The 24,901-nt window shown below is 63.8% G+C and carries 24 protein-coding genes; 3 read left to right on the top strand and 21 right to left on the bottom strand.

From position 1 onward, the window contains the following. Positions 1 to 24 precede the first annotated feature (24 nt). On the top strand, positions 25 to 768 hold the full coding sequence (locus EUU22_RS19145) for a class I SAM-dependent methyltransferase (RefSeq protein WP_245485134.1): 744 nt from the start codon (positions 25 to 27) through the stop codon (positions 766 to 768). A 6-nt stretch (positions 769 to 774) separates the two neighbouring features. Here EUU22_RS19145 and EUU22_RS19140 read toward each other — a convergent pair whose 3' ends face one another. The 21 genes from EUU22_RS19140 to EUU22_RS19045 form a co-directional block, all read right to left on the bottom strand. Next, complete coding sequence (locus EUU22_RS19140) at positions 775 to 3,285, bottom strand: pyocin knob domain-containing protein (protein ID WP_129333571.1); 2,511 nt, start codon at positions 3,283 to 3,285, stop codon at positions 775 to 777. Positions 3,286 to 3,293: 8 nt separating this feature from the next. Further along, entirely contained in the window at positions 3,294 to 6,482 is a 3,189-nt protein-coding gene (locus EUU22_RS19135; protein ID WP_129333570.1) for a DUF4815 domain-containing protein, read from the bottom strand. A 9-nt stretch (positions 6,483 to 6,491) separates the two neighbouring features. Beyond that, complete coding sequence (locus tag EUU22_RS19130; RefSeq protein ID WP_129333569.1) at positions 6,492 to 7,580, bottom strand: phage tail protein; 1,089 nt, start codon at positions 7,578 to 7,580, stop codon at positions 6,492 to 6,494. Further along, positions 7,577 to 8,428, bottom strand: coding sequence for a baseplate J/gp47 family protein (locus EUU22_RS19125; RefSeq protein WP_129333568.1), 852 nt, complete (start codon positions 8,426 to 8,428; stop codon positions 7,577 to 7,579). Before EUU22_RS19125 ends, EUU22_RS19130 begins: the two co-directional genes overlap by 4 nt. Positions 8,429 to 8,430: 2 nt before the next feature. After that, positions 8,431 to 8,823, bottom strand: coding sequence for a GPW/gp25 family protein (locus EUU22_RS19120; RefSeq protein ID WP_129333567.1), 393 nt, complete (start codon positions 8,821 to 8,823; stop codon positions 8,431 to 8,433). Beyond that, positions 8,820 to 9,362 carry a phage baseplate assembly protein V gene (locus EUU22_RS19115; protein ID WP_129333566.1) on the bottom strand — a complete coding sequence of 181 codons (543 nt, stop codon included), beginning with the start codon at positions 9,360 to 9,362 and terminating at the stop codon, positions 8,820 to 8,822. The genes EUU22_RS19120 and EUU22_RS19115 overlap by 4 nt, the downstream gene beginning before the upstream one ends. A gap of 1 nt (position 9,363) precedes the next feature. Continuing rightward, positions 9,364 to 10,143: a hypothetical protein gene (locus EUU22_RS19110; RefSeq protein WP_129333565.1), complete on the bottom strand. Its 780-nt coding sequence runs from the start codon at positions 10,141 to 10,143 to the stop codon at positions 9,364 to 9,366. Further along, complete coding sequence (locus EUU22_RS19105) at positions 10,143 to 10,526, bottom strand: hypothetical protein (protein WP_129333564.1); 384 nt, start codon at positions 10,524 to 10,526, stop codon at positions 10,143 to 10,145. The genes EUU22_RS19110 and EUU22_RS19105 overlap by 1 nt, the downstream gene beginning before the upstream one ends. A gap of 54 nt (positions 10,527 to 10,580) precedes the next feature. Continuing rightward, a complete protein-coding gene (locus EUU22_RS19100; protein WP_129333563.1) occupies positions 10,581 to 11,633 on the bottom strand; it encodes a major capsid protein in 1,053 nt (350 codons plus the stop codon). 45 nt (positions 11,634 to 11,678) lie between these two features. After that, entirely contained in the window at positions 11,679 to 12,389 is a 711-nt protein-coding gene (locus tag EUU22_RS19095) for a head decoration protein (protein WP_129333562.1), read from the bottom strand. 28 nt (positions 12,390 to 12,417) lie between these two features. Next, a complete protein-coding gene (locus tag EUU22_RS19090; RefSeq protein WP_129333561.1) occupies positions 12,418 to 13,011 on the bottom strand; it encodes a hypothetical protein in 594 nt (197 codons plus the stop codon). A gap of 28 nt (positions 13,012 to 13,039) precedes the next feature. Beyond that, complete coding sequence (locus EUU22_RS19085) at positions 13,040 to 13,960, bottom strand: S49 family peptidase (RefSeq protein WP_129333560.1); 921 nt, start codon at positions 13,958 to 13,960, stop codon at positions 13,040 to 13,042. Positions 13,961 to 13,970: 10 nt separating this feature from the next. Further along, entirely contained in the window at positions 13,971 to 14,240 is a 270-nt protein-coding gene (locus EUU22_RS19080; RefSeq protein ID WP_129333559.1) for a hypothetical protein, read from the bottom strand. After that, the gene (locus EUU22_RS19075; protein WP_245485131.1) at positions 14,237 to 15,766 is read right to left on the bottom strand and encodes a phage portal protein; all 1,530 of its coding nucleotides are present in this window, start codon (positions 15,764 to 15,766) and stop codon (positions 14,237 to 14,239) included. Before EUU22_RS19075 ends, EUU22_RS19080 begins: the two co-directional genes overlap by 4 nt. A gap of 98 nt (positions 15,767 to 15,864) precedes the next feature. After that, the gene (locus tag EUU22_RS19070; RefSeq protein WP_129333557.1) at positions 15,865 to 17,865 is read right to left on the bottom strand and encodes a terminase gpA endonuclease subunit; all 2,001 of its coding nucleotides are present in this window, start codon (positions 17,863 to 17,865) and stop codon (positions 15,865 to 15,867) included. Then, positions 17,862 to 18,476, bottom strand: a complete 615-nt coding sequence (locus EUU22_RS19065; protein ID WP_129333556.1) for a hypothetical protein — start codon at positions 18,474 to 18,476, stop codon at positions 17,862 to 17,864. The genes EUU22_RS19070 and EUU22_RS19065 overlap by 4 nt, the downstream gene beginning before the upstream one ends. Positions 18,477 to 18,619: 143 nt before the next feature. After that, the gene (locus EUU22_RS19060) at positions 18,620 to 19,240 is read right to left on the bottom strand and encodes a phage tail protein (RefSeq protein ID WP_129333555.1); all 621 of its coding nucleotides are present in this window, start codon (positions 19,238 to 19,240) and stop codon (positions 18,620 to 18,622) included. Between the two features lie 142 nt (positions 19,241 to 19,382). Beyond that, on the bottom strand, positions 19,383 to 20,156 hold the full coding sequence (locus EUU22_RS19055) for a hypothetical protein (protein ID WP_129333554.1): 774 nt from the start codon (positions 20,154 to 20,156) through the stop codon (positions 19,383 to 19,385). 435 nt (positions 20,157 to 20,591) lie between these two features. Continuing rightward, complete coding sequence (locus tag EUU22_RS19050; RefSeq protein WP_129333553.1) at positions 20,592 to 22,607, bottom strand: phage/plasmid primase, P4 family; 2,016 nt, start codon at positions 22,605 to 22,607, stop codon at positions 20,592 to 20,594. Beyond that, positions 22,604 to 22,780: a hypothetical protein gene (locus tag EUU22_RS25345; RefSeq protein ID WP_165351219.1), complete on the bottom strand. Its 177-nt coding sequence runs from the start codon at positions 22,778 to 22,780 to the stop codon at positions 22,604 to 22,606. The genes EUU22_RS19050 and EUU22_RS25345 overlap by 4 nt, the downstream gene beginning before the upstream one ends. Continuing rightward, positions 22,773 to 24,098 (bottom strand): primase-helicase zinc-binding domain-containing protein, encoded by a 1,326-nt coding sequence (locus EUU22_RS19045; protein ID WP_129333552.1) that lies wholly within the window; start codon positions 24,096 to 24,098, stop codon positions 22,773 to 22,775. Before EUU22_RS19045 ends, EUU22_RS25345 begins: the two co-directional genes overlap by 8 nt. Positions 24,099 to 24,113: 15 nt before the next feature. Between EUU22_RS19045 and EUU22_RS19040 the strand changes: the two genes are divergently transcribed. Together EUU22_RS19040 and EUU22_RS19035 are read left to right on the top strand one after the other, a co-directional pair. Further along, on the top strand, positions 24,114 to 24,413 hold the full coding sequence (locus tag EUU22_RS19040) for a hypothetical protein (protein WP_129333551.1): 300 nt from the start codon (positions 24,114 to 24,116) through the stop codon (positions 24,411 to 24,413). A gap of 59 nt (positions 24,414 to 24,472) precedes the next feature. Continuing rightward, positions 24,473 to 24,901 carry a type II toxin-antitoxin system HicB family antitoxin gene (locus EUU22_RS19035; RefSeq protein ID WP_129333550.1) on the top strand — a complete coding sequence of 143 codons (429 nt, stop codon included), beginning with the start codon at positions 24,473 to 24,475 and terminating at the stop codon, positions 24,899 to 24,901.

The following is a 24,901-nucleotide window of genomic DNA, read 5'->3' as shown; positions in this document are numbered from 1 at the left end:
CTCGAATGGCGGGTCGGTGAGGGATTGAGCCGTCCGCAACGAACGGTCGAAACGCTGTGCAAACAACTATCGCAGGATGACGATCATCTCGTCCGTGTGTATTCTCACTCGGTGACCAGGAGGGGCTTCATGCTTTGGAAATCAGCACGAAAAGAAAAGCAGATCGTTATACAGAAGCCACTGCGGCCTGATCCATTCGAACCGGAGACAGACGTCGCCGGTCATTTTCGCCGGCACATCGCGACCCATAGGCCGAAGGCGGTCCTCGAAGTAGGAACGCGACGCACCGACCCGTCTCGAAAGACGCACCGGCGAGACTCCTTCCCATGGGTTCCGGACGCCGATTATCTTCGCCTCGACATCCGGGATGGGCTTGATGTTGACGTCATCGGAGACATCCATGCTCTCCCGTCAGAATGGTCCGGTCGGTTTGAGTGCTTCATCGCCGACGCAGTATTTGAGCACCTGGAGCGACCGTGGATTGCCGCAAAGGAGGTCGCTCGCATCCTCGCTCCCGGAGGCTGCTTTTTCATTGTGACCCATCAATGCTATCCGCTCCATGGGCACCCGAGCGACTTCTTCCGGTTTTCGAAGGAAGCTCTGCGCCTCATCTTCGAGGATGCCGGCCTCTCTGTGGCATCCTCTGATTACGGCTTGAGGTGCATGATCGTTCCGCCGGAAAGTGTCGTACCGCCGGAAATCCTCGAAACGTGGAACCGGGAATATCCGTCCTTTGCCCACGTGAAGGCATTCGGGGTCAAGCCCTGACGCCTGTCAGACGCCTCCATTCAAGGTGACGTTGGGAGCGGCCAGAGTGGCCGCCCCGATTACGATGTTCCCGCCACGAGCACCGGACATGGTCGGAATATTGAGCGAGTATTTCGTCCCGCCGCTGGCGACATCCATTTTGATCGTATTGTCCTTGATGGAGCAGACCGAGACTATGGACGTCCCGGTGATTGCGACCCCCTGGACTGGAGAGAGAGAGCCATAGGCAAGGAAGTAATTGCTGGTGACCTTCATGTTTCCGGCGCTGATCCCGTAGACGGCGATCTCCCGGAAGTAGGCGTGGCAGTGTGTAATCGTAAACCACTCACCGAAACCCTCCGCTCCGCCGTCGATCTCCCAGCCGCGATCTACCGCAAGAAGTGTGCAATGGGTCCAATGATGTCCCTGGATGTCGTCGTTTGCCACCGCACCAGAGGCCCTGACGATGACGAAACCGCGGCTGAAGTGGCAACCCCGCACGTTCACGAAGGTCATCTCGACAGGCGTTGACGATGCGTCTGCCTCACATCGAATGAAGTCGCCGGTAAAAGCGCCGTACTTGCCTTCACCGGACACATTCTCGATATGGCCTTCTCGGACGTTGCGCAGCAGCAGCATGGCATCAGTCGGCCCAACCGTGCTGCCTGACGGTACGAAATGCACGTTGCTCATATGCAGGCTCGGAAGCGGCGAGCCGCTGTCACCCGCTGCGAACGCGATACTGAGGGCCACCGTCACCGTACTGTTGACGAGGAAGGACAAGTCCTTGATTGTGACAGTATCGAACTTCAAGCCGTATGGGTTGGAGAGGTCTGCACCGACGACCTCGAACCTCGCGCCACCATCAAGGCGAAGACCGCCCTGGGCCCCGCAACCCTCAAGATAGAAGCCGCTGTCCGATGCAGTGAGCGTGCGGGTAATAGTCGTTGCGTTGGCCCGATACCACCCATCAAGCTTTTTCGGATACGGGCTCGACCACCACTGCTGGAGCCTGAAGCTATCGTCATTAGTAGCCAAGGCCGGACGCACGGACGGAATAGCGCCGAAGTGCGCTGGAGTGATGAAGCCGCCTTCGGGTGCCCAATCCCCCCACGTACTTGCGACCATCTTGCGCAGCCACACAGCAGGGCGGGCAGTGCCGCCAAGCACAAGCATCAGTCTCTGGATAGAGTAGGCGGATGAGTACGCAATCACCTCGACATAAGCATGGTTTGCGGCCCCGAATGTGTACGGTGCATTCGTCGGGTTCTCAACGCGGTAGACGCCGCCCTCAACCAGGGTATTCAAATCGGTAGCTGCCGCTGTAGCAATAGCGACCTTCCACTTGAAGCCGCCGAGGGCAGTTGCGAACTGCGACGACGTTCCCAGTTGGACCTCGCCGGTGCCATAATCTACAGCAAACGGGCGGTCTACATGCGAACCCACAGCATTGCGCCTGGCGAGCACCATGCCGTTAGGAAATGATGTGTCCGTACTCCCTGGGTTCATCCAGTACCAGTCAGCGTACCCGTCCTCCCCGATGAACCCATAGGAATTGGCACCAGTATCATCCGTACGGTTGACGGATATTACGGGACCGCCTTTCTGGACAGTGAGATTCCCCGTCATCGTGTCGCCGGACTTTGCCACCTTCCCCGCGAGTGACGACGTCAGAGCAGCGTTGAGCGCACTGATCGCCGCCTGTACGAAGGCGGACGTCGCGATTTGTGCCGTGTTGTTCCCGGCGGCCGGCGTCGGCGCCGTCGGCGTTCCGGTCAGTGCAGGGCTCGCGAGCGGCGCCTTGGCAAGTAGAAGCGTGGCGATATCCGTGCTGAGGTCATCGATTGCAGCCTGAACGAAGGCAGTGGTAGAGATCTTTGTTGTTACATCACCGAGCGCTGCCGTCGGCGCCGTCGGCGTTCCGGTCAGTGCAGGGCTCGCAAGCGGGGCTTTCGTCGCAAGCGCATTAGAAATCGTCGTCGAGTAGGAGGCATCATTTCCGATCGCCAAGGCGATCTTCGCAAGTGTGTTCAAACCGGGCGGAACTGCTCCCTGGATAAGTTCCTTCACCGCCTGCACAAAGGCGGTTGTCGCGATCTGCGTGCTGTTATCTTCGGATCCTGCGGTCGGCGCGGTCGGTATGCCCGTCAGCGCCGGCGAGGCAAGCGGGGCCTTCAGGGCGAGCTCGTCGAGGAGCGCCGTCGCCAGATCAGCATCGCCCAGCGCCGCCTCCAGCGCATTGATCGTCTCCAGTGCACCGGCCGCGTCCGTGAGGAATGCATTGAGGGCCAGTTGTACATGGCCCGTCGTTGCGATCGAGTTATTGTTCGTTCCGGCCGGCTGGGTCGGTGCAGTCGGCACACCGGTCAGTGAGGGAGAATTCAGGCTCGCCTTCAGGAGAACGAGCGCGAACAGCTGGGCGACATCGGTATCGATCAGGTTGAGAGCGGAAATGATCCGCTCGACGTCATAGGCCGTCGGGTTCTCACTGTTCGGCAGCGGATAATGCTGATTGACGGTATCGAGATCGATAGTCATCGCTGTCCTCAGAAAGTGAATGCGCGGAGATCGGAGACCGCAGGACGAGCCGCGGGCGTGCCGGTGATGTCGATCCGAACCCGCCCGCCGTCAGGCGCCGAATGAGCCGGGATGCGATAGGTGTATTCGGTGAAGCCGTCATCGATCGGGACTGAGGTGGTGAGCGTCGCCGCCGTCCAGACGTCGTCATTCCCGTCAGCAGCGACACTGACGGCCGAGCCGGATGGCAGGAGCCCGGAGAAGACGATATCCAGTTGCACCGGATCGCCCATGGTGAAACCGAGCCCGACATAGCGGCCGGATGCCTTCATGGTGCCGAAGACGATGTTGATGTCGCGCGAGAGGACCGGCGATACCCTTGCGTCTCCGGTCAGCACCGCGCTCACGGTGACGGCCCCGGTGAAGAAGGACGTCAATTCGAGCGTCTGCTCTGCCGAAAGCGTGTATGTTGCCGACCCAATCTTCACCTTGAACACGACGGAACAGGATGCCTCCGGCAGGATGACATCCGCCAGGATCAGCACATCCGAGAGGTTTGTGACCGCAAATGTGCCGAGCAGGATCGTCTTCGACGCCGGCCCGAACGCAGCTGCGTTGGCGCGGAAGGTGATGTCGCTATCCGGATGGACGAGCCAGGAGTAGTTGTTGGAGCCGTCGAAACGATCCCCTACGACATAGGGCTGGGCAGATACCCACCGCTGATTGGCGGCATCGAAATCACCGAGATTGGCGATGGAAACCGAGTGTTCACCATCGTCGGTGCGCACCACGAAGGCGACATAGGTGTCAGCCGGGATATAGACCGGATGATCGAACCTGATCCGTGTCCAGGTGTTGGCGACGACACCGAACATGGAGAGACGAGCAGTTGCGACGGCGGTTTGCGTCGGCAACCCGTTCTCCATGGTCACAATGTCGATGTCGACAGGGTTCGCCCGATTGCCGATCTTGCAGAAGCGGAGATCGAGCGAGGTGATGAAGCGGCCGGTCTGCAGAGCGAAGCTCTGCGCCTGCGGGTCGCTATTCCGCTCTGAGCTTTCCCGCATGACTGGGCGGCGGACAACCACAGTGGAGAATCTCTCCAACACGGTCGTGGTCTGCTGTGTCGTCGTCTCTAGCCGACCCTCGCCCCGGAAGGTGGTAGAACATGCCAGGCCCGCGGCACCCGATGCCCGCACCGTCTTCGTGCCGGCCGCGACATGGGCCGGGATGACGAAGGAACCGGTTGCCACCCCTTCGGCATTGGCGACGATCCCGCCCGGATTGACGTCGACCCCGTCGAAGCTGAGGCTTGCGAGCGCCTCGCCCGCCCCAAGACCGGAAACCGTGAACGTGATCGGGATCTGTCGAAGATAGGCGATTGCCGTGTCGGCTACGGTTTCGGACGTCACCGAAGACCGTATCCTTGTCTTGTTTCCGCTACCGAATACCTGCGTTACATCCGACAGAGTGACGGTTGCCGTTTCCGTCCAGAAGTCGCTCGACGGCTCGATCGTGATCGACGGCGGGACCGGCGAGAAGTTCATGTACGGGTTGATCTTCATGCAGGCCGTGTAGAGGCTCTGGTTGATCACCGTCGCTTCGGCATAGTCGAGCATGCCGATCGACGGCAGTCGAATGGACCGAACGTCCGGGGTAATAGCGATCTGCAAGGTCCCGTCGAAGCACGCGGCGTCCTGTGTCTCGCCGAGATCGCGCCGGCTGTCGTCCCAGAACGGATCGGTGAAGATCCCGAGCGTCGGCCCGGCGGCGCGCGCATTGGCGTCGGATTTCAGCCGCTCCAGCAGCACCATGTCGATCGTCTGCTCGAGCCGGGTCTGCAACTGGTTCAACCGCCTGAAATCCAGCGCCCGGACCCCGTCATTGACGATCTCCGGTGTGTTGTACCAGTCGTTCTTGACGGTGCAGAGTGCCAGGCCATCCTCCGGCTCATGCGGAGGATGAGGGTTTTCCGGGGATGACTGCCCCTTGAGGTAGCTGAAGCTGCCGTCGGATAGGATCAGGATCTTGTCGTGACGCGGCAGCTTGTAGGTGTAACCGAGGAAGACATCAGTGTTGTCGACGCCACCGGTAACGGTGACTGTCGTGCTGGTGAAGCTATCCGCGATGACGGCGTCATAATAGCGGTACTTCACCGTGTAGCTTGAGCTGGTCGCCGGCTCATCACCAGCCGGGGACCAATCAACGGCGTCTCCGTTGCGGGTGTAGTCCGAGGTAACGACATAGGTTGTCGCGCCCTGCGTCACCTCGAGGATGGATACAACACCTGTATCCGGCAGAGCGTCAATTGACCCTGCGGTTCCCTTGGTGATGGTCACCGTCTTTTCCTTGGTGACCGTCAGCGTGTTGATCGCCGCAATCGGGCCATGCCGGACCGTGATTACGGCCGTCCCGGTACCGCCGCTCTGAAAGGTGTGCGGCTCGAGATCGACGGTTGCCAGGTCGGGTTCTTCCTCGACCTCGAAGCGATTGTCGGCCTCCCGGTTCACCTTGGCGCCCTGCACGTTGCAGACGCCGGCGCCGATCGAGAAGATGCGCTTCGTGCCGTTGAGGCCGAGCGCCTTCACCGAGCATCCACGGACGATGTAGTTGCCATGGGCATCGTAGTCGTAGACGCCGATCTGCTTCTGCACGCCCGTCAGGGTCGGCGGCGCGGACTGCGAAATGACCTGACCGTCGCGAAGCAGGGCGTAGCGGTAGAATTCGCCTGCGCCACCATCGCTCTCGAATGCCCAGGTGACCGACATCGTCGTCCGCACGGCACCGGGCTCGCCGTAGCTCTCCACCCCCGGAACAAGTCCATAGAAGATTTCGTCGTCATCGGCCGTGATCGGAGTGACCACGACACGGACGCCGAGCTCGACGTCGCCAGTCATGGGGACAGAGGTAAGGACGGCCTCGTCGACGGAGCGCGGAGCACCGCGGACATAGAGCGAACCGGCCGAGATCTGAACGGTCGACGTGGCAACATCGACGATGATGTCGCCGCCGGACAGCCGATCGCCGTCCTTGGCGATGAGGTCGCCGATTGCGGCCCGCTTCCGCTCCTCGATCGAGAGGGCCTCGTTGAGGTCTGCGGCTTGGGAAAAGTCCCCTTCCCCGAAGTAGACGCGGTCTATGGCCGGACGGTCGCCGCTACGGTCATGGACGTTGGCCAGATCCGGGTGGGCGACGGTGTCGAAGACGTTCGTGGTCATGATCCGCTCTCAGGAAATGGTGAGGGTGAGCGTGACCGTCTCGCGAACGGTCCGCTGGAATGTGTGGGCAAAGGCACCGGAGCCGACATCGACCCCTGACGCGGGCACGACCTCGGAGGGAACAAGCCAGCTCTTCGCGGGCTTGACGCCGTCACGGGTGATGAGGTCGTAAATGACCCCGACCGACGCGGCGGTTTTCCCGTCCCCGTCGCCGAAACCCGTCCGGACCTGGTAGATGACCGATGGTGCGAGCGCTGCGGACGAATTGTCGGTGGCGACACGGATCACGCGGGCGTAGCCGATTGCGGCACCGTTTCCGTCGCGGAAGACGAGATGCGCCTGCCGCTGAAGGATGAGCCATGTCTTCACGGCCGCCTCGGCAGCGGTCCCGTCCCAGTAGAGCATGGGGGTGTCCCAGCTCAGCGTGTCAGACCATGTCCCGGAGGCCGTCACCGTGTCGGCAAGCGCATCGTCCCACCCGAAATACGCCCAGTCCGTGACCGCTCCGGCGACCTCGACGGCATGACTCCGTCCATGGCTCCACTTGACGGAACCGCCGTTGATCCGGACGCCGGAACTGTCACCGAGGAGGGCGTCCCCGAACCGCTTGCCGCCCCAGACCATGGCCCGGACGTCATAGCCGTGATACCCGCGGAACATTTCCGAGCGCGCCGGGTCCGATATGCTCGCCAGATGCTCGGCATCCGCCAGTTTGCGGCTTTCGTCCGCACCCGGAAGCGCTCCCATGCCGATCTGATAGAGGTGCCACCGGCGCCGGCCGGTCACCTGGTCCTCGACGACGGGAGCGCCGTAGCCGATCCAGCCCAGCGCCGTCTTCAGGGCGGCAGGCGTCCCCCTGATCCGCTGCCAGGCGCGGCCGAGGTCGATCAGGTCCTCGACGGTCGCGAAATACTCCGAGATCGGGCCGAGCCCGTATTCGTAGACGAGCCACGGCGCCACGCTGGCGTTGAGCGGGCGGGCATAGCGATAGCCGCGGGCACCCTCGATCGTCCCGGAGACGACCGGAAGAGGGTCGGTGGCGACCGCGAGCGCCTCCTCGAGGATCGTGCGGTTGTCCGGCAGGAGGTCTTCCGTCACCGCATCCGGCCCTTGTAGGTGAGCGTCACCGTCCCGATCGTTGCGGCGATGTTGTCGGCGACGACGATGTCACTGATCGTGAGCGATACATTCGCGACCCCTGCCCGCATCAGCTTCGCCTTGATCCAGGCCTCGTTGACGTCGAAGCCGATCCCGCCCTCTGATGTGAGCGCCGCACGTAGCTCCGCTTCGAGGCCGTCGAACACGGCCATCGGCGTCTGGGGCAGAAGCCAGATGTCGGCGGTCACGTCGACGAAGACGCGCGTCGCCGCGACCACCGTCACCACGTCGTTGAGCGCCCGGACGGATGGCGAGGTGACGACAGTGCGCACCGCCAGAAGCAGGTCCTCGCTCGCAACACCGTCGGCGGCCGTGGAAAGCACCGCCAGTTCGATTTCAGGTCCGGTGCCCTTGCGGTAGACCGCGACATTGGCAACCTCGACAGAGGCAGACCGGGCGTGAAACGCGTACCATTCTTCCGATCCGGCGGCCGAGTTGCCCTGGTCGGCGAGGATGACGCGGCTGCGGAGCTGGTCGTCTCCCTCCCCCGCAAGGCGCGTCACGCCGTGGTCTGCGGCCACGTGGTCGAGATCCGTTCCGGCCGCGAATGCGAGCAGCGTCGATTTCAGCACGTCGTTGAAGGCGGCACGCAGTTGCGCTTCCTCATAGGCGTAGAACTGCATCTGGACGGCGAGCGGTTCGCCCTCCAGCGAGACGATCCCCGAGACGTCGACGCCGTGCTCGTCGAGCGCCCACGCCGTGAAAGCGGTCGCCATGCGCGTGATGATCGCCTCGGCGTCGATCGTTTCGATCATCGCCGGAGCGGGAAGAAGTGAAAGGTCGACCATGTCTATCCGGCTACGATCTGGCCGGCGCCGCTGGCGCCGATGGTGAGGGTGACCTCGCCGGCCTCCGTGAGGTCGCCGAGATGGGCCCGCGGCCGATACTTGCCGCGGATGATCCAGCTGGAATTGCCGGGCCTGTCGAGTTCGGTCATCGCGATCTGCGTCGGCAGAAAGCGCGGCTCGAAAAGCAGGATCGTGATTGCGATCGCCCAGCGAAATTTCGAGACAGTTTCGAGGTTCGCCGTCTCGCCGAGCAGCGCCGGAAGCGGCGAGCCGACATATTCGCGCAGCACCCGCTCGAAATAGCGGGTGGTCAGCAGAACCTCGATCGCCTGCGCGACCGATGCCCATCCGGAAATCCACCGGCCGCTGTGCCTGTCCATGCCGAACTGCGTCATGCCGCAAACACCTTGTCCGAACCCTCGACGATCGGCCACAGGCCGGCGGACGAGCCGGTGGCCACATGCACCTTGTCACCGACCCGGGCGACGCGCTGTCCGCCCGCCGCGCCGAGATCGACCTTTCCGGCAAAGACCTGTGCCTCGTCACCGCCTGCGGTGAAGCCGATCAGGCCGTCTCCGAAGGCGGAAAGGATACGGGCATCGAGCGCACTGGTCGGCGCCGGGTTTGCATTGGAGAAGGTGAGCGGCACGGCGATCCCCTGCCGCATGTCGCCGAAGGGCGAAAGTATCAGCATCTGTTGCCCTTCGCTCGGCGGCCGCCACGATTTCTCGGCCCCGGCGAAATCCGCCCATGGCCGCTTCGGCGAGAGGAATTCCGATCCGTCCTCGCCGGCGAGCCGCAACTGCACCCGCCGCTCGTCTCCGTCCACGGAATGGACGGTCCCGAAGCGCTGCATGCCCTGAACCGCGCGCCTGAGGCTGCGGACCTCGTTGCGCAGCGACAGAATGATCCGCACCAGGTCATCGTCGTGCATCTCATGCCTGCCCTTCGATCTGGCCGCCGATCTCGAGCGTCGCGTCCGAGATCAGCACTTCCTGTCCGTCGTCGGGCGTCCCGACCCCGATCAGCGCCGGCACCGGCGCGGTCGAAAGCAGGCGCCCCTGCACGACCTGCCAGAGATAGAGATCCGCACCGGCATCGAGCGAATCTGAAAAGATGGCCGCGAGGTCCGCGTAGTCGGGAACAGCCGCGACCTGCTCAAGCCCCTGCCGCACGATCTCCGTGTCGCCCTGCCCGGGGTAGGGTTCCGCGATCGGCTCGATCGCGATCTCGACGATCCGCGCCGCGTGCTTTCTGCCGGTTTCAGGGTCGGTCAGCCGGATGTCGCTCACCTTGCCGACCGTCGGCACCAGCAGCCGGAAGAGTTCGGCCCAGGCGTTGTTCGGGTCGGAGAGCGCGATCCGCCACTGCCGGTCGAGCAGGTTGAGCGCGGCTTCCAGCGCCGCGTCCGTGTCGCCGATCTCGAGCGCGGTGGTCACGGCGTTTTCGCCCTGACCGATGGTAACCGGCACGGTCACGGATTTCGCGATCGCCAGCTGCAGCATCAGCGTCATCGACGTGTCGGTGCGAAAGAGCCCGCTTGCGTTGTCGCTCACGCAATCCTCGATCGACACGGCAATGACCGGGTGCGTCTCGCCGTCCATGATCTGCGGCAGGGCCTTGATCAGGCTGTCATGCACGGCATCGCCGGCAATCGTCCGCCCGCGCACGGCTTCCGTGAACGCGATCTGTATGAGCTGCCGAACCACACCCATCAGGACACTCTCGAAAGATGGAAAATGACGACGTTCGAGCCGTCGCGACCGGGCCGGACGATCTCGTAAACCTCGGTCACGCCGTCGCGAACGCGCGACACCCGGTCGGGAGACTGCGGCACCCAGGCGAGTGCAGCACGGTCGAAGCTGACCGTCGCGCTTTCGCCCGCGACCTTCGCCCGCTCTCCCGTGCTCCGCCCGCCGCCGAGCGCGAATTCCTCCGGATTGAAGTCGAAACGCCCCGCAACGCCGCTCTGCTGCGTGCGTGTCCCGTCCGGTCCGCTCTTCAGACGGCCTTCGGCCATCGGAATGATCGTGCACGGCTCCCCGAACACCTCCCGCGTCATCGACGGTAGGCGCGCCCGGGTGGTCTTGAAGTCCACGGTGTCAACTCCTCGTTTGGCAGACGTGACCGGCCAAACCGGTCACGTCTGTCGTCAGTTCGAAGTCGTGACTTCCACCTGGCATTCCGGCTGTTTGCAGATGGCCAGAATGTTGGACTGCGACTTCAGTTCGTAGCCGGCGCCATGCGCCAGTTCCTTCGTCGTGACGAGGATCGGCTCGGCCGTGCCGTCGATGGGCTGGTTCAGCCGGTTGATGTGGTAGACGGGGCCGTCATAGGTACGCATCATGTTCTGGGTGCCCGTCGGGAATGCGTGGCCCATGTTTGCCGCGACATTCGGTTCCGACGTGATTTCGCCGGATGCGCTCTTGACCGGCAGAGAGCCTTTGTACTCACGCCAGAGGATCTCGCCGAACAGAAGGCTGCGGCCCCAGTTACCGCCGAGATTGGAGCGGGTGATCTCCGTATGGTAGGTGGAGTTCTGCGCCTGCAGCCAGAACTTCTCCACATTCGGGTGCGCAACAAACTTGCTGAAGTATGTCGGAGAAACGATGACCTCGATGCCGTTGCTCGTTTCGCCCTTCAGGTTCGTCTGGATGTGGTCGCGCACCTCTTCGCACTTGTCCATGATGTTGGTGCCCGCCGTGCCGAGCGTGAAATCGACCGTCTTCTTCGTGATCCCGAAGACGTCATAAAGGTCGTAGAGCGTGCGGCCCTTGCCGTCCTTGATGAGCCCCTTCAGCATGCCGAGCCGCACATACTCGCGCGTGATGCCGTGCTTGCGCCGAATGGTGTCGAGCTTGCGGGCGACTTCCCGGTCGAGCGATGCCGGGGTGATCTGCCCGTTGACGATCTCGAGGACATTGTCGATGTCGTCGGGACCGATGAAATCGATATGCGGGAAGTGGGGGATCTCGAAGATGATCGAGTTCTCGGTGTCGTTCTCACCGACATCGCCGGGCGCACCGCGCGGCTCGGCCGCCAGCACGTAGATCTGTCCGTCGCGATAGCCGATCCGCACATAGCGGGAACCCTTCGTCTCGGACGGGGCAAGATTGAGGGCGTTGATCAGCCCGTAGGTGTTGGGGATGCGGTTGACCTCCTCGGTCAGTTCCACATCGGTGTAGGGGAGAAGAATTTCAGGCATGACAATGACCTTTCATGCGGGGCTATAGCCCCTTCCGATTGTGGATCAGGTGCGGGCGACCAGCACCAGACGTTCTTCGATGTCGGAGAGCGCTGCGGCTTTCTGGGCATCGGTCGTTCCCGCAGGCCACTTGATGGCCAGCGAGCGAAGGACCGACATGCGGCGAATGGCGAGGCCGTCGGTGGTGTTGTCGACACCGTCCGCGGCGGTCACGGACCGCAGCGAAAAACCCCAGATGACTTCGGAACCGTCCGTCGCCGCCGGGTCCCATTCCTTCACCTTCGCGTCGTTGGCGCCGGCTGCGCGGGCGAGAGTGACCGTAAAGGCGTCACCGGCCACGAATGCCGTCGCGCCACCGGCGATCGTGAACTTGACCGCCTTGTCGAAGGCAGCGCCGCCGGTCGCAGTGCCGACAAGGACGCCGTCTGGATCTTCGACGCGAAACTTCGACGTTCCGTCCGCCCCGCCAGTGGTGCAGGTAACGGTGTAGACGCCGGTCTTCGCACCATCGGCAAATGCAGGGTTGGCGAGCGTCAGCGTGCCATCGCCGGTGTTCCCGGCAACCGCCGCCTGCGTGGCTGTGATCGTCCCGCTCGCGCTGATCTTGCCGAGCGGCGTGCCGAGCTCGACGCTACGCGCCGCCCCGTCTCCGGCGAGAAGCGTGAACCGCTCGCGGCACAGTTCCATATCGATTTCACGCTTCACCAGGTCAGAAACCTGAACCGGCCGCGTGGCCTTGAATACTCCGAGAGACATCGCAATTCTCCTATTGGTTCAGGTCGGGTCAGCGCGCCGACTTCATGGCCTCGATGCGGGCAGTGACGGCCTTGTGAAGCCCGCTTTCGGCCATCGGCGACTGATTCCCCGCCATAGCGAGGTTTGCAGCCGCCTGAACCTGCGCCTCATAGGCGCCAGCTGCTGGCCTTTGCTGCGGCGCGGAGGCCTCGGCGGCTGCCGGAGTCCCGTCGGGCGCGGCCGCGGTCGTGCTGGCCGGGACGTTGTCGGTCACGAACGAGACGACAGCGTCCGCGGCCATATCGGGCGAAGCCGTGGCGAGGTCGAGCGCGGCGCTCATTCGCCTGGCATCGCCCTTGATGCCGTCTGCGCCGAGGACCGCGCTGAAGCGATCCACGGCTGCCTTGAAGCCGTCGTTACCACCGGATGCGGCGGCAACGGCGGCGATGGTTTCGGTTGCAGCCTGCGCTGCACCGGCCACAGTCTGGTTCACAGACATGTCACCTCCGGTGTGTTGTGCCTCGCTATGAGGCTCTTCGAGGATGGACGCCGAGGCATCCGGTTCTCCCTCGATCGCGTCGAGGGCATCGGGTTGCGATCCGGGACGCACAGCGGCCCGGATGGTAGCAAGCAGACTTGCCATGATGGTCTCCTGCGGTATGGCCGGGCGGTCAGCCCCGGTTCACTTCCCTGACGAAGGCGTCGAAGGCCTCGACCGGATCGCCGATCGCATCGGCGAGCCCCATCGCGACGGCCTCTCCGGCGTCGTAGACGGCGGCCTCGGTCGCGAGCGCCTTGGCTTTGGTGATCCTGTTACTGCGGCCCTGCGCGACGACGCCGGCGAACTCCTGCCGGATCAGGTCGGCCTGCGCCTGCCATTTGCCGGCGATCTCGGCGTTGAGTGGCTCATAGGGATTGCCGTCAGCCTTCTTCTTGCCTGACCGGATGATCGTCAGCCTGATGCCGGCGTCGTCGAGCGCCTGCGAATAGTCGGCATGGATCATGATGACCCCGATCGACCCGGCCCCGCCGTAACGCGGCATGACGATCTGACGGCTTTGCGATGCGAGCAGGTATCCGGCCGAATAGGCCCAGTCCGTCAGGATCGAGATCGTCGGCTTCTCCTTCGAGAGCTGCGATATCCCGGAGGCCGTCTCGAAAACGCCGTTCACCTCGCCGCCGTAACTGTCGTATTCGAACGCGACGCCACGCACCGCGCTCGACTTGCGCGCCATGGCGATCTGCGCCTGCAGCCCCTGATAGGAGGTCTCGCCGGACATGCTGCCAGTCCACCCTCCCTTGTGCACGAGGCTCCCTTCGACCGGAATGATGGCGACATTGTCGACCATGTCGAACGGTAGCATGTTGCTGCGCGTATAGGCCCGTTCGATGCGCCCGCCGAGCTTGCCTGCGAGCGGTCGGCCGTTGGCGCCGGCTATGTGATCGATCGCTCCTTCCGGATTGGTGATCACGATCGTATCGCCGGAGATCCGGCTCCCAAGCCCGTGCAGGAACGCCTCGGCCTTCCGCGGGTCGTACATCAGCGGCGTATCGAACAGCCGCTGGGCCACGTGCGCAAACCGAAAGCTCATGGCGACACCCTCAAAACTTCAATTGCCAGCGGCGAGACGGCCGGCGACCACTGGTCTTGGCCTGGCAGGCTGCGGCGAGCCTGTTCAATTCCTGGTCGAGGGCTCCGAGCTTGCCGGGTGAGAAGACGACCGTCTCCCGTGTGACCGGCGACTGGATCGTCATTTCCTGCACGATCTCGCCGGATATCATCTTCAGCTTGGCGGAATACAGCACCTGCCATAGCGCGCACGGATCGTCCGCATCGACGGTGACACCGTCGATCTTGACCATATTCGTCATGCGTTTCCCTGCTGGTTGGCGTTTTCCTGCGCGGCGGTCGCGGCCTTGCTGGCCTGCCCGCGCTCGAACGGTGACGGCATTCCGGACGCCTTGTACTTCTCGTGCCAGCGAAGCCTGCTCTCGAAGACCTCTTCCGGGTCGAGGCCGAGTTCTGCGCATTCCACCTCGAGATCGCCACTCCCGTTGGCGATCCGCTCGCTCGCGGCTCTGGCACGCTTTTCGTCGTCCGCCGTCGGCTTGGCGGGGCCGTTGCAGGTCGCCCAGAGGAATTTCTCGCGATTGGCGCGATAGACCTCAATACCGCCCTTGATCGGGATAATCCCTTCTTCGACGGCCTCGTCGATCACGTTGGCATAGGGCACCAGCTGGTGCGGCGCCGCAATCCGGTCGGTTCGCCGCCGCGTCACCGGCCAGATCGCCGAATTCTCCATGTTAGTGCTGGCATAGGTCGCCTTGGTGTAGTCCAGCGTATAGCCGCCATAGCTCATGCCGAGCCCGCGCGCCGTTTCCCGGTGCAGCGAGGCCATGAACTCGGAGTTCTCCGGTCCCGGCGCCGTGATATTCTTGAATTCCAGGTCCTCGCCCGGAGCCAGATGCGAAACTCCGGCGCCCGGACCCATGCGAATTTCCGATTCTGCGGCCCGGTCGAACTTTGCCCGGAAGTAATCGACGACATCGCCGGCGAACTCACCGACATTTTCGGCCCCGGCGGCCGTCATCGCCTCGAAGGCTTCGAACGCTTCGGCGCTCGGCTTGTCGCTTTTCAGGATCGCGGCATAGACGGTCTGAAGGAACCGGATCTCGGCGTTTGCGTCGTCGACATTCTCCGCCATCAGGTACTTGCGGAAATTCGGCACCAGCAGGGACAGGCCGCGCACGTCCTCGGCAGAAAACGGATCGAAGGCATGCATGACGAGCTGTCGCCCGTCGGCGTCGCGCGCCGCGTAGGTGACCTTCTGGGGCAATCCGTCGCGCCGTTCTTCGAAACGGTAGGCGATCGGTCGACCGAGGGCGTCGTGAATGACGCCCTGATACATTCCCTCGACCTCGCTGGTGTCCTGCGTCAGCTTGTTCGGCGACATCAGCAGGAATTTCCAGCCTGTCGTCGTACCGGGCAGGCGCTGTGCCTTCGGGACGTAGATGCAGATCCCGGTGCTCTCTCCGAAAGCCATCCAGTTGCGCAGGCCGATGTCGACATGCTGCGCATTCGTCGCCTTGGCGCGAAAGTCGTATTCCAGCGGGTTCCAGGAATGCACTTTCCAGTGCTGCTTCATGACCCGGGCGAGCGCGGTGATCTCTTCCGCCGAATAACCGAGGCTCTCGACCTGCGGCTTCGGGTTGAGCTGCAGTTCTACGCCGACGGTATCGGCAAGGATCTGATCGGCCGCACCGCGAAGCCGTCCTGAATTCTGCAGCATGTCCATCGCGAGACCGGCGGCACGCGTATAAATACGCCTCACCTCGTCACGATGCTCGCGAAGCGAGGCAGGACGCGAAGCGATCACCCCGGACTTGGTATCGCGCATATAGGCAGCACGAGGCCGCGGCTGCGACGGCTGGCCGACAGGTCTGACCGTGGGCCCAGCCGAACTCCCGGCCTTGACCCTGACCCTCGTCTTTTCCGTCATTTGCGCTTTGCCCACCGGTTGACCCGTGCCTTTTCAGGCTGTTTCGTCTCTTTTGCCTCGCCGCTGTCATCGACGGAGGCTGGCGCTTGCGGCCTTGCCATCACGGCCTGGCTGTCGGCGGAGAGCAGATCCGCGACCGTCTCCGGTTCGCGCTTCGCTCTCAGCGCTGCCCATTGGCTTTTTGTCAGTCTGGACAGGCCGAGGTGCTCTGCCATGGCCATCGAATAGATGCGGCAGTCGAGGAAATGGTTATGTTCGCGCCGGAGCGCCCACTCCTCGTGCAGCTTCCCCTTCACCAGCTTCTGGTGGAAGTACTCCGCCGTCAGCTGTTGGAAATACTCTTCGCCGAGATCCATGTGGAAGTGGCAGTAGCCCGGCGGATCGGCCGCCTCGCCGGATCGTAGTCCGACCTTATGCAGGTTGCCGTAGAGCTCGGCCTTCAGTGACCACGTCCCGACATTCCAGCTCATCGCCGAGCCGTAGCGCTTGCGTTTGCCGCGCTTGGTGACGGACTTCTTTGCCGGCGCGCTGATCGCCGGGATACCGCGACCGGGCTGGCCCTTGATGGCGTAGGTATCGGGGCGGCGCCGGCAGAATTCCAGCACCTGGTTGGTGCGGTAGCCGCTGTCGACGGCGAGCGCCTCGATCTTGCGTAGCACGCCGAAGGCATCCGGGAATTCCTGCGAACAGAATTCGTCCAGAAGTACCCATGCCCCGGTCTGCGGATTGTCCGTTGGCCCCTCGAAGAACTCGGCGAAAACGTTCCAGCTCTGCCGGTCTTCGCCAAAGACCACGCCCTCGCAATAGATGCCGTAGGACTGTACGTCGGCGCCCGCGACGAAGATGAGCCCGCCTGACGGGATCGTGCCGGCAGGGTAGTTCTCTCGCCGCTCCATCAATCGCTGATGATCGGGCGCATTGCCCTTCATCTGGTATGGCAGGGCAAGCACCAGGTTATGATAGTCCTTGGCGCCCGCCTCGCCCTTCGCCTCATAACTGATCTTGTCCTCGGCAATTGCCTCGTAGGACATCATCAGCGACATGAAGGCGTCGACATGGAAGCCCGGATGGCGATCCGGTCCCGTCAGGCTGGGTATGTACCGCCCGGCGCGAACCGCCTGGACCCGCTCCATTTCCGAGATGTGATGCCCGCACTTGACGCAAGCCATCACCGTCTTGTGCGGGTGACCGCGATCGATGAGCAGATTGGCATCAACCTGCACTTGCTCGGTATCACACTCCGGACAGCGGACATGCCAGAACCTTTGGTCCGACCGACGGAAAGACCGGTCGAGTCGGCAATGGCCGGGTCCTTCGCCGAGCGCATCGCCGCTGTCGAGTTCCGGCGTCGACAGCTCGAGGATCTTGAAACTCTTCTGCCGGCGGAACGCCGTGAACCTGCCGAAGAAGAGGTTTTCCGGATCAGCGCCGTTCGGCAGCAGCTGCCACTTGGACACCTCGTCCTTGACGCCGTAGCGGGTCGTCTTGGCTGAGAGGTCCATGACGGTGTTGGCGTTGGCGAGGTAGATCGCCCCGCCCGGAAACTTCTTCTCGTATGTCGTCGACCCGACGCCAGAGCGACTCGTCGTGGGGAATATGATCTGCTTTCCGGTCTTGCGCTGCCACTCGTCGATGAGCGGCTGCAGCTTGCCGGAGTTGATGTCCTGCAGAGCGTCGATGCCCGGAACGCCGTAGAGCGCATTATCGGGGCAGTTCTCGGCGATGTAGATCATCCAGGCGAGCGCCAGAATGGTCACGCCCGTCTGCTGCGCCTTGCGCACGGACACGAGATTGCACGGATGCTCCTGGCTGAGACACTGCGCAATCTCGACGAGATAGGGCGCATCCTCGGCCGACCAGAACTCGCCTTTCCTCGGGCCGTCGACCAGCACGATGTTTTGAGGAAGCCAGCGGTCGAAAGGAACGGGCGGTTGCGGCCGGATCGCCGATGAAAGCACCGAAGCCGCCAGCCTGAGAGCCCCGGGATGGATGGTCACGCTTCCTCGTCCTCTATCAGCGGATCATGCTCGGGTGCCGCCTCGGCGAGCTCGGCCAGCTTGTCGGCCATCTGGTTTCCGATCTCGAAAGCGATCTGTCGCAACAGGACGCGCACGCCGTGCACCCCCTCCTTCGAGACCGCGAGCGCCACGTCGTCAGCCCGGTTCGGCAGGCGGCGAATGATCGACAGCAGCTCGGCGCCGATGGCTCGGTGCCCATCCTCAAGCCGGTCGCGGCGCACCAGCTGTCCGCAGTCCTCCTGGTGCCGGATCTTCTCGCGGCCTACCTTCAGCCATTCCGACTGGCGCCGGGCCTCCTCGAAGCTGTCCTGATCCGGCACCAGACGTGGTGGATCTGCTAGCCGGCGCCCATCGACGAGACTGCCCTCAATCGGTCGGAGCGGGGCAGTCGCCTTGGCCGGGTTGACATGCCGTTGCCGGAACTCGTCATAGTGTGCGAGAGAGATGCCAAGGACCTGACCCTGTGCTCCGCGCTCGACTGGAATGTCCGGCCTCGCCTCCAGCATCTTTTTTACGGTCTTCGAAACGGCAGGCTTCGAAACGCCGTCCCGCGCAGCAATCCGCGCGATCGACCACATCACATCCGCCATCCGATAACCCGCGTTAACCGCCTCGTTAACCCCGTTAACCCCGTTAACCCAACTTTCTGACCCGTCAGACTGACAAGAACTCGGGCGCTTCTCCGCCCGCAGGGGGAGGGAGCGGGGTACGGTCCCTAACCTAGGGGGTGGGGTCAGTCGAAGATGCCCGGGGCCAGACGCTCGATCTCGTGCATGGTGCGCTTCGGAAGCTCGCCCTCGACCACGTTGGTGAAGGCTTCGGCCGATGCACCCGATACCATCTCGGCCGGGATGATGACGCCCGAGTCCTGCAGCTCGATCGGGCCGCGTCCCTTGCCCGTCCTCTTGTAGACGTGGCCGTTCAGTCCCTTGGCGGTCACCCGGTTCGGGAACCGCCCACCCTTGATGAAGGTGCCCGGAAACAACTGCCGTTGCCCAAAGGGCGCCGCGGTCACGCCTGCGCGTGTCTCACGCGCCTTGAAATACTTGAGCGAGATGTCGCCGCCGCGCGAGGTGATGACGTAGGCCAGACTGGCGTCCGTCCTGACGGTAATCTCGCCGTCGGAAATGGAGGCACCGCCCGCCTTGTTGACCTTGAGCGCCTTCCTGATGACGCCGTAGGGCAGACCTGTCTGCCGGGCGAGAACCCGCGTCACCTGCGTGCGCGCCTTGTCGCCGGTATGATTGACCGCCCGCTGAAGCGCCATATGCCGTTGCGGGCCGCTCAAACGGCCCATCGCGTTCTCGAGGCGTTGCATCCCCGAGACGTCCCGCCATTTGAGCACCAGAGACATCGCCCGCCCTCAAATGCAAAGCCCGCCGGGCGTTTGCGCCAGCGGGCCTTCCGAACCTTTTTCACTGTGGTCAAGCTATGTCAAACAACTGCCGCTCGTCAAAAGCAAACTCTACGGCTGATTTCGTTTCCGCTACAATGACTTATGCGGAAACAACCGCTTTTCTCACCCTCGCCCACGGCTGCCGGTCGGCGGAAAACGGCGCGATCGCGTGGTGTGAAAGGCTCCCCTGCAGGTCATCGGCGAGCACCGCGAGCGCGTCCTGCCAGAGCTGCCAGTCGAGGCGGGCGAGCACCGTGCCCCTCATCATGTTCTTCAGCTCGAACCTCCGGTATGCCCCCTTCCTCGGTCGCTGACTGACGCGGTTGAACCCGTCGGCCTCGTATTCGTAGACGCGGCCGAAGGCGTCCTTCGCCTTCTTCATGACGAACCATGCCGGCTGGCCGTTCTTCATCACCATGCGGTGGCCGGGATAATCCGCCGTCCAGTCCGGGCCGTGGCCGAGGATCGCCGCCCCCGTGACCAGCGCGACGAGATGCCGACCGGAGAGCCGGTCGCCCTTCACCCGCACCTCGTCGACGACGCGACGCACCTCGCGTGCGACGAGGCCGTGCTCATCCGGCCAGTCCGGGAACGGCGCCCAGCCTTCCGGGATCTCGAAGCCGATGCGCGCGAGGCCACGGACCGCTTCGCCCGCCGCAACAGCGTCCGGATGCGGATCGCCGTCGACGACGAAGCCGGGCACCACGCCATAGATGTTCGGGCTGCGGTCGATCAGCGTGCCCAGCGTCGCCACATCCCGCGTCAGCGACCAGTTCGACGCCCCGACCGTCGTCAGGCCGTCTCCGCCGCCCACCTTGCAGAGCTCCTGCGTAAAGGCCCAGGTCAGGAAGGCCTCGATTGTCACGGTTTTCATCGTCTCTACCCTTTGCGTCCCAAATTCGGCTCTTGCTTCCCTGATATTCCCGCTTGCGTCCCAAACCCGCTTTCAACCGCCTTTGATTTTGTTGGAGTTTTCAAAAAGACCGGATTGAAGGGAGGCTAGGGAAGATAAATTTGACCCTCGCATGACGCGCGCAAACAGAAATTCATTTCATATTGTCCGGCTCGCTCGCATGGTTTTCCATTTCCGCTGTCGTGTGCGCGCGCCATGCGAGGGCGGCGGTTTGCCTCCCTAGCCTCCCTAGCGTCATAAGTGATTGAAAATCCGCACCTTTTGACAGGGACGCAAACAAGCGCCAGATTGTGCCTGCTTCCCTTTCGTCCCGTTTCCACCCCAAACCCTTCGGAGGAAGGGGCGCAAGACGGCGGCGCGGCGCGGACGCACCATGGCAAAGGGTCCGGGTCGTTGTCATCCGAAATCCTCCGGGAACGGCTCGTCGTCGAAGCGGCCGGGCGGAGGCTCTCCCTGACGGCCCATATAATCCGCCTTGACGGTGATGCCGTAATAGATCGTGTTGCCGCTCTTGCCCTTGCGGAACTGCCGCATTGTGCCGTCCGGGGCCTTCCAGCTCTTCCGCTGCTGGTCCGGCAGGCGACGGTTGAAGGTCGCCTGCTTGAACTCCGACAAGCCCTCCCGCTTGGCGAAATTGCAGTAGCCGATGAAGAGGTCCTCTGGGCTCGACCGGTCATCGTCCGTGCCGGTCACGTGGCAGCCGTTGCGGATGAAAGCGCCGATCGGATCGCTCTCCTCGCGATACTCGGCGGTGGCGGCCCTGACGACGTCCGGGACGCCGAGCCCGTTTTCCAGATAGTCGAGCGCGCCCTTCACCAGCCATGCGAAGATGCCGGCGCGCTCCTTCAGGAGCTTGCGCTTCAGGTCGCGGTCGACGTCTGCCTCCGGGATCTGGATTTCCCACGGAACCAGTAGCACCCGCCGCCAGATGCCGTCCGAATCGTCCCGGATGATCGGCTTGTGGTTGCCGGAGAGAATGATCTTGAACTGCGGGATCAGCTCGAAGAAGTCCTGATTGAGCCGTCGCACCGGGATAGGTTCGCCTCCGGTCAGCGTCTTGATGAGCGCGTCCTTGAGGTGCGTCCCCATCTCCGGCTCCGACGCCGCGACCATGCGCGCGCCGGGAAGGCGTGCGAGGTCAGGCGTTGCCTCGGCGCCAGCCCTGCGCTTGTCGCCCGCGAAGCTGTCGATCGACATGGAAACGGCGTAGTCGCCGAGGATCTCGATCATCACGTCGACGAAGGTCGACTTGCCGTTGCGGCCGGCACCATAGAAGAACAGCAGGCACTGTTCGGCCGTGCTGCCGAGCAGGCAGTAGCCCATGAAGCGTTGCAGGAACCGGCGAAGGTCGACGTTCGGCATCACCTGTTTCAGGAAGGCCTCGAATTGCGGCGCGGCGGCCACGCGGTCCACCACCGCATTGGCGAGCTTCGAAATGAGGTCGGGCGGACGGTGCGGGTCGAGCCGCGCGCGCCAGTGCCGCTTGCCGTCCTCTTCCACCTGGTGGAAGCGCAGCGTTCCCGACTCGCAGTTGATCGCGTAGAGATCGCGGTTGAGTTCGTTCACCTCGCAGGAGACGTAAGGCGCGGTCTCGGTCAGCATGTTGTTGATCGCGCTGGTCGAGGCGCTGCGCTTCGCCCATGCATGGCGGGACGACATTCGCCCCGTGCGATTGCCTTCCGCCTTGTCGAGCGCCTCGACATCCTTCTGCAGCCGGGCATATTCGGCATATTGCTCCGTCGTCCATGCCGAGGTCGCGTCGAGCATCTTGCGCTTTTCGCGCTCGGCCGCGGCACCCTTCTTGACCTTCTCTTTCAGCGTCCGGTGCAGTTCGTGATAGTCGTCCGGCCAGTCCGCCTTGGGGCGGCCGAGCCGCACCTTCTCGACTTCCGCCTCGGCCGCTTCGGCAATCAGCCGGTCGAGCTCGGCGAGACGCTCCTGGTCGGCCTCCTCGCGCACGGACGGCGGCTTGCCCATCTCCTTCATCCGCTCGAGCGCCAGACGGCCGGCCTCGATCGCCGCCCGCTCCTTGTCGTCGCAGTCGAGCAGGATCGCCTCTTCCTCGATCCATTCGGCCACCTTGTGGGCGAGCCGTCGCACCACCGCTCCGGATGCGTCTTCGAGCCAGCGCCCTCCGGTGTAGCCGTGCCAGCCGACATGGGTCACGTGGCGAATGTCGTCGCCATGCCGGGCGATCATTCGCCGGGCATTGCCGATGTCCGTCTCCGGCTCGCGAGCACACTCCTCGGTCAGCTCCTCCGGAGAGAGTTCGAGGGAAGCTTCATCGGGCTCCGCTTCTTCCACGGTCAAAGGGTCCGGGTTCGGAAAGCCCGTCGCCCCCGCCCCTTGTGCCTGCGCGAGCAGACGCCGGACAGCCTCCGGCACGCCGCCGCTCTTCTTCGTGTCTGTCATTTGCGGGTCCAGTGGCGATTGAGGATGAAATTGAAGAGGGCGTATCCGGCAAGGGACACGGAAAACGCCGCGGACAAGCCGGGCCAGCCCCCGAACGTCTCGGTGCTGATCCGGGCGACGATGGCTCCGGTGATGACCGGCGTTATCCAGAGCCAGAAGCGAGGTTCACGCATCGTCCGCCTCCCGCATCGCTTCGAGGATCGCTTTCGCCCAGTCCGTGCCGCGCGGCGGCCACCAAGTCTCGATCGTCCGCCCGTCCCGGCCGAGGCGGGCTTCTGCCCGCGCCATGGCCGAGGCGGTGAAATAGGGCTCGCTGTCGCCGTCGGCGACGAGGCCGACGAAGGCGACGTGGTCGGGCACCTGCAACGCGTCTTCCGCCGTCTGCTGCGGGTCCGGCACGGGCCCCTGCACCTTGCGGCGGCGCTTTCGCCCGCGCGCGTCCTCGTCTAGGATCTCAGGGTGGAAGAAGTCGCTCTCCCTGTCGCGGGGGCCGGAGAGGTTGCCGAGGTCGCCGGCCGAACAATAGAAGGTGTCGGCGCGCACGCCCTCGGCGCAACACCAGGCCATGACGTTCTCGATCCCCTCGCCGACGACCCAGCGTCCGGCTGAAGGATCGCCGCAGAGCGGGATCATCGCGCCCTTCTTCTCGCCCAGCATCTTCTTGGTCGCCAGCCGCTCGAAATGCCCGGCGGCGATCGCCGTCTCGGTCGGCTCGTCCCAGTCCTTCAGCCCGGCCATCTTGCCTTCCTTCGAGACACCCCAGAGCACCGGCCGGTATTTCGCCTCCGGCCGTTTGAGGTCGAACCATGTCCGGTGAGAGCCGACGACGCGCCCCGCCGGATCGACGAAGGGCAGCACCATGGCCGGCCCGGAATGGATGCAAAGGGAGCGCCCGGCCCTGTCCTCGCCGTGATAGTAGCCGCAGGCGGCGAGGAAACGGGCGTTCTCGAAGAGCCCGCCCGGCATCCAGAAGCCGGAGCGGGCGAACATGTAGGCGCTGATGATGCGGTGGCCTTCGTGCGCGGCGTCCGTCGCGCCGAGGCAGTCGACGGCGTTCTGCCACATGCCGCGCGCCTTGCGGATGTCGCGGTCGCGGAAGGGATTGTCCTTCTTGCGGTCGCGCTCGAAACGCTGCCCGTCCTCAGCGATCCGCGCCTCGCGCTCGGCCTTCTGTTCCGCCGTCTCGCGCTCGCCGCCCTTCGGGATGTCCTCGTCGAGCAGCAGCGAGCACGCTTCGAGAAAACCGTAGCCCTTGCGCGGTAGCCGGTTCCAGTGCGCGACGAGCGAGATGCCGTCGCGCCCGCCGCCGCACTGGCGGCAGTTCCACACGCCCTTTGCCCGGTTGACGGAAAACCGGTCATCCCCGCCGCATTGCGGGCACGGCCCCTGATACTCCCCACGCTCCGGCGCATCGAGGCCGACGAGGCCGAGCGCCCTGTCGAAGGACACCGCGCGGGCGCGTTCGATGAAATCTTTGAGGGCGTCGGTCATGCGCGCCCCCCTGCCATGGCAAATTTCAACGGCCAAGAAATCGGACAAAAATGTCCGACGCCTGTTGACATTCGGACAAAAATGTCCGATAGTGTTTTCATTGAAACGGAGATCGACATGGACAAGCGGGATCGCTTCAACGCCGAGCTGAGAGAGGAAGCCAAAGCCCTTGGCCTCTCCTTCCGGGTCAACAAATCGAAGGGCAAGGGCGGGCATGTAACGGTCTTCATAGGCGACCGTTTCACGACCCTCCCGAGCCGGGAGATAGACCCGAAGACGGCGTCGAAGATCAGGAAGGGGCTGGGGCTCAAATGAGCCCCTCCCCGCTGCTTGGCATGAGAGAGAGGCCGATCGCGGCCGGAACGGAGAAGACAATGAAGACCTTTGCTTATGCCTGCCGCTTCGAGCCGACGGAAAGGCCGGGCGGCTTCGTCGCGACCTTCGACGACGTGCCGGAGGCGATCACCGAGGGCGAGGACATGGCCGACGCGCGGGAGATGGCGGCCGATGCGCTGGGTGTCGCGCTCCTCACCTATCTGGAGATGAAGCGCCCCCTGCCGGAAGCGAAGGCGAGCGGCGAGATGATCTCGCCCGACCCGGAGGTCGCGGCGAAGATCGCGGTGATCGAGACATTCATCGAGGCGGGCCTCACCCGCACCGAGCTCGCCCGCCGGCTCGGCCGGGACGAGAAGGAGGTGCGCCGGATCCTCGATCCGGATACGCCGACCAAGCTGCCGATGCTCGCGGCCGCACTCGCCGCCATGGGCAAGCGCCTGGTGATCGGCCTGGAGGCTGCGGAGTAG

This window comes from Ciceribacter ferrooxidans (assembly GCF_004137355.1).
Lineage (GTDB): Bacteria > Pseudomonadota > Alphaproteobacteria > Rhizobiales > Rhizobiaceae > Allorhizobium > Allorhizobium ferrooxidans.
This window is presented reverse-complemented; position numbering and strand designations above follow the sequence as displayed.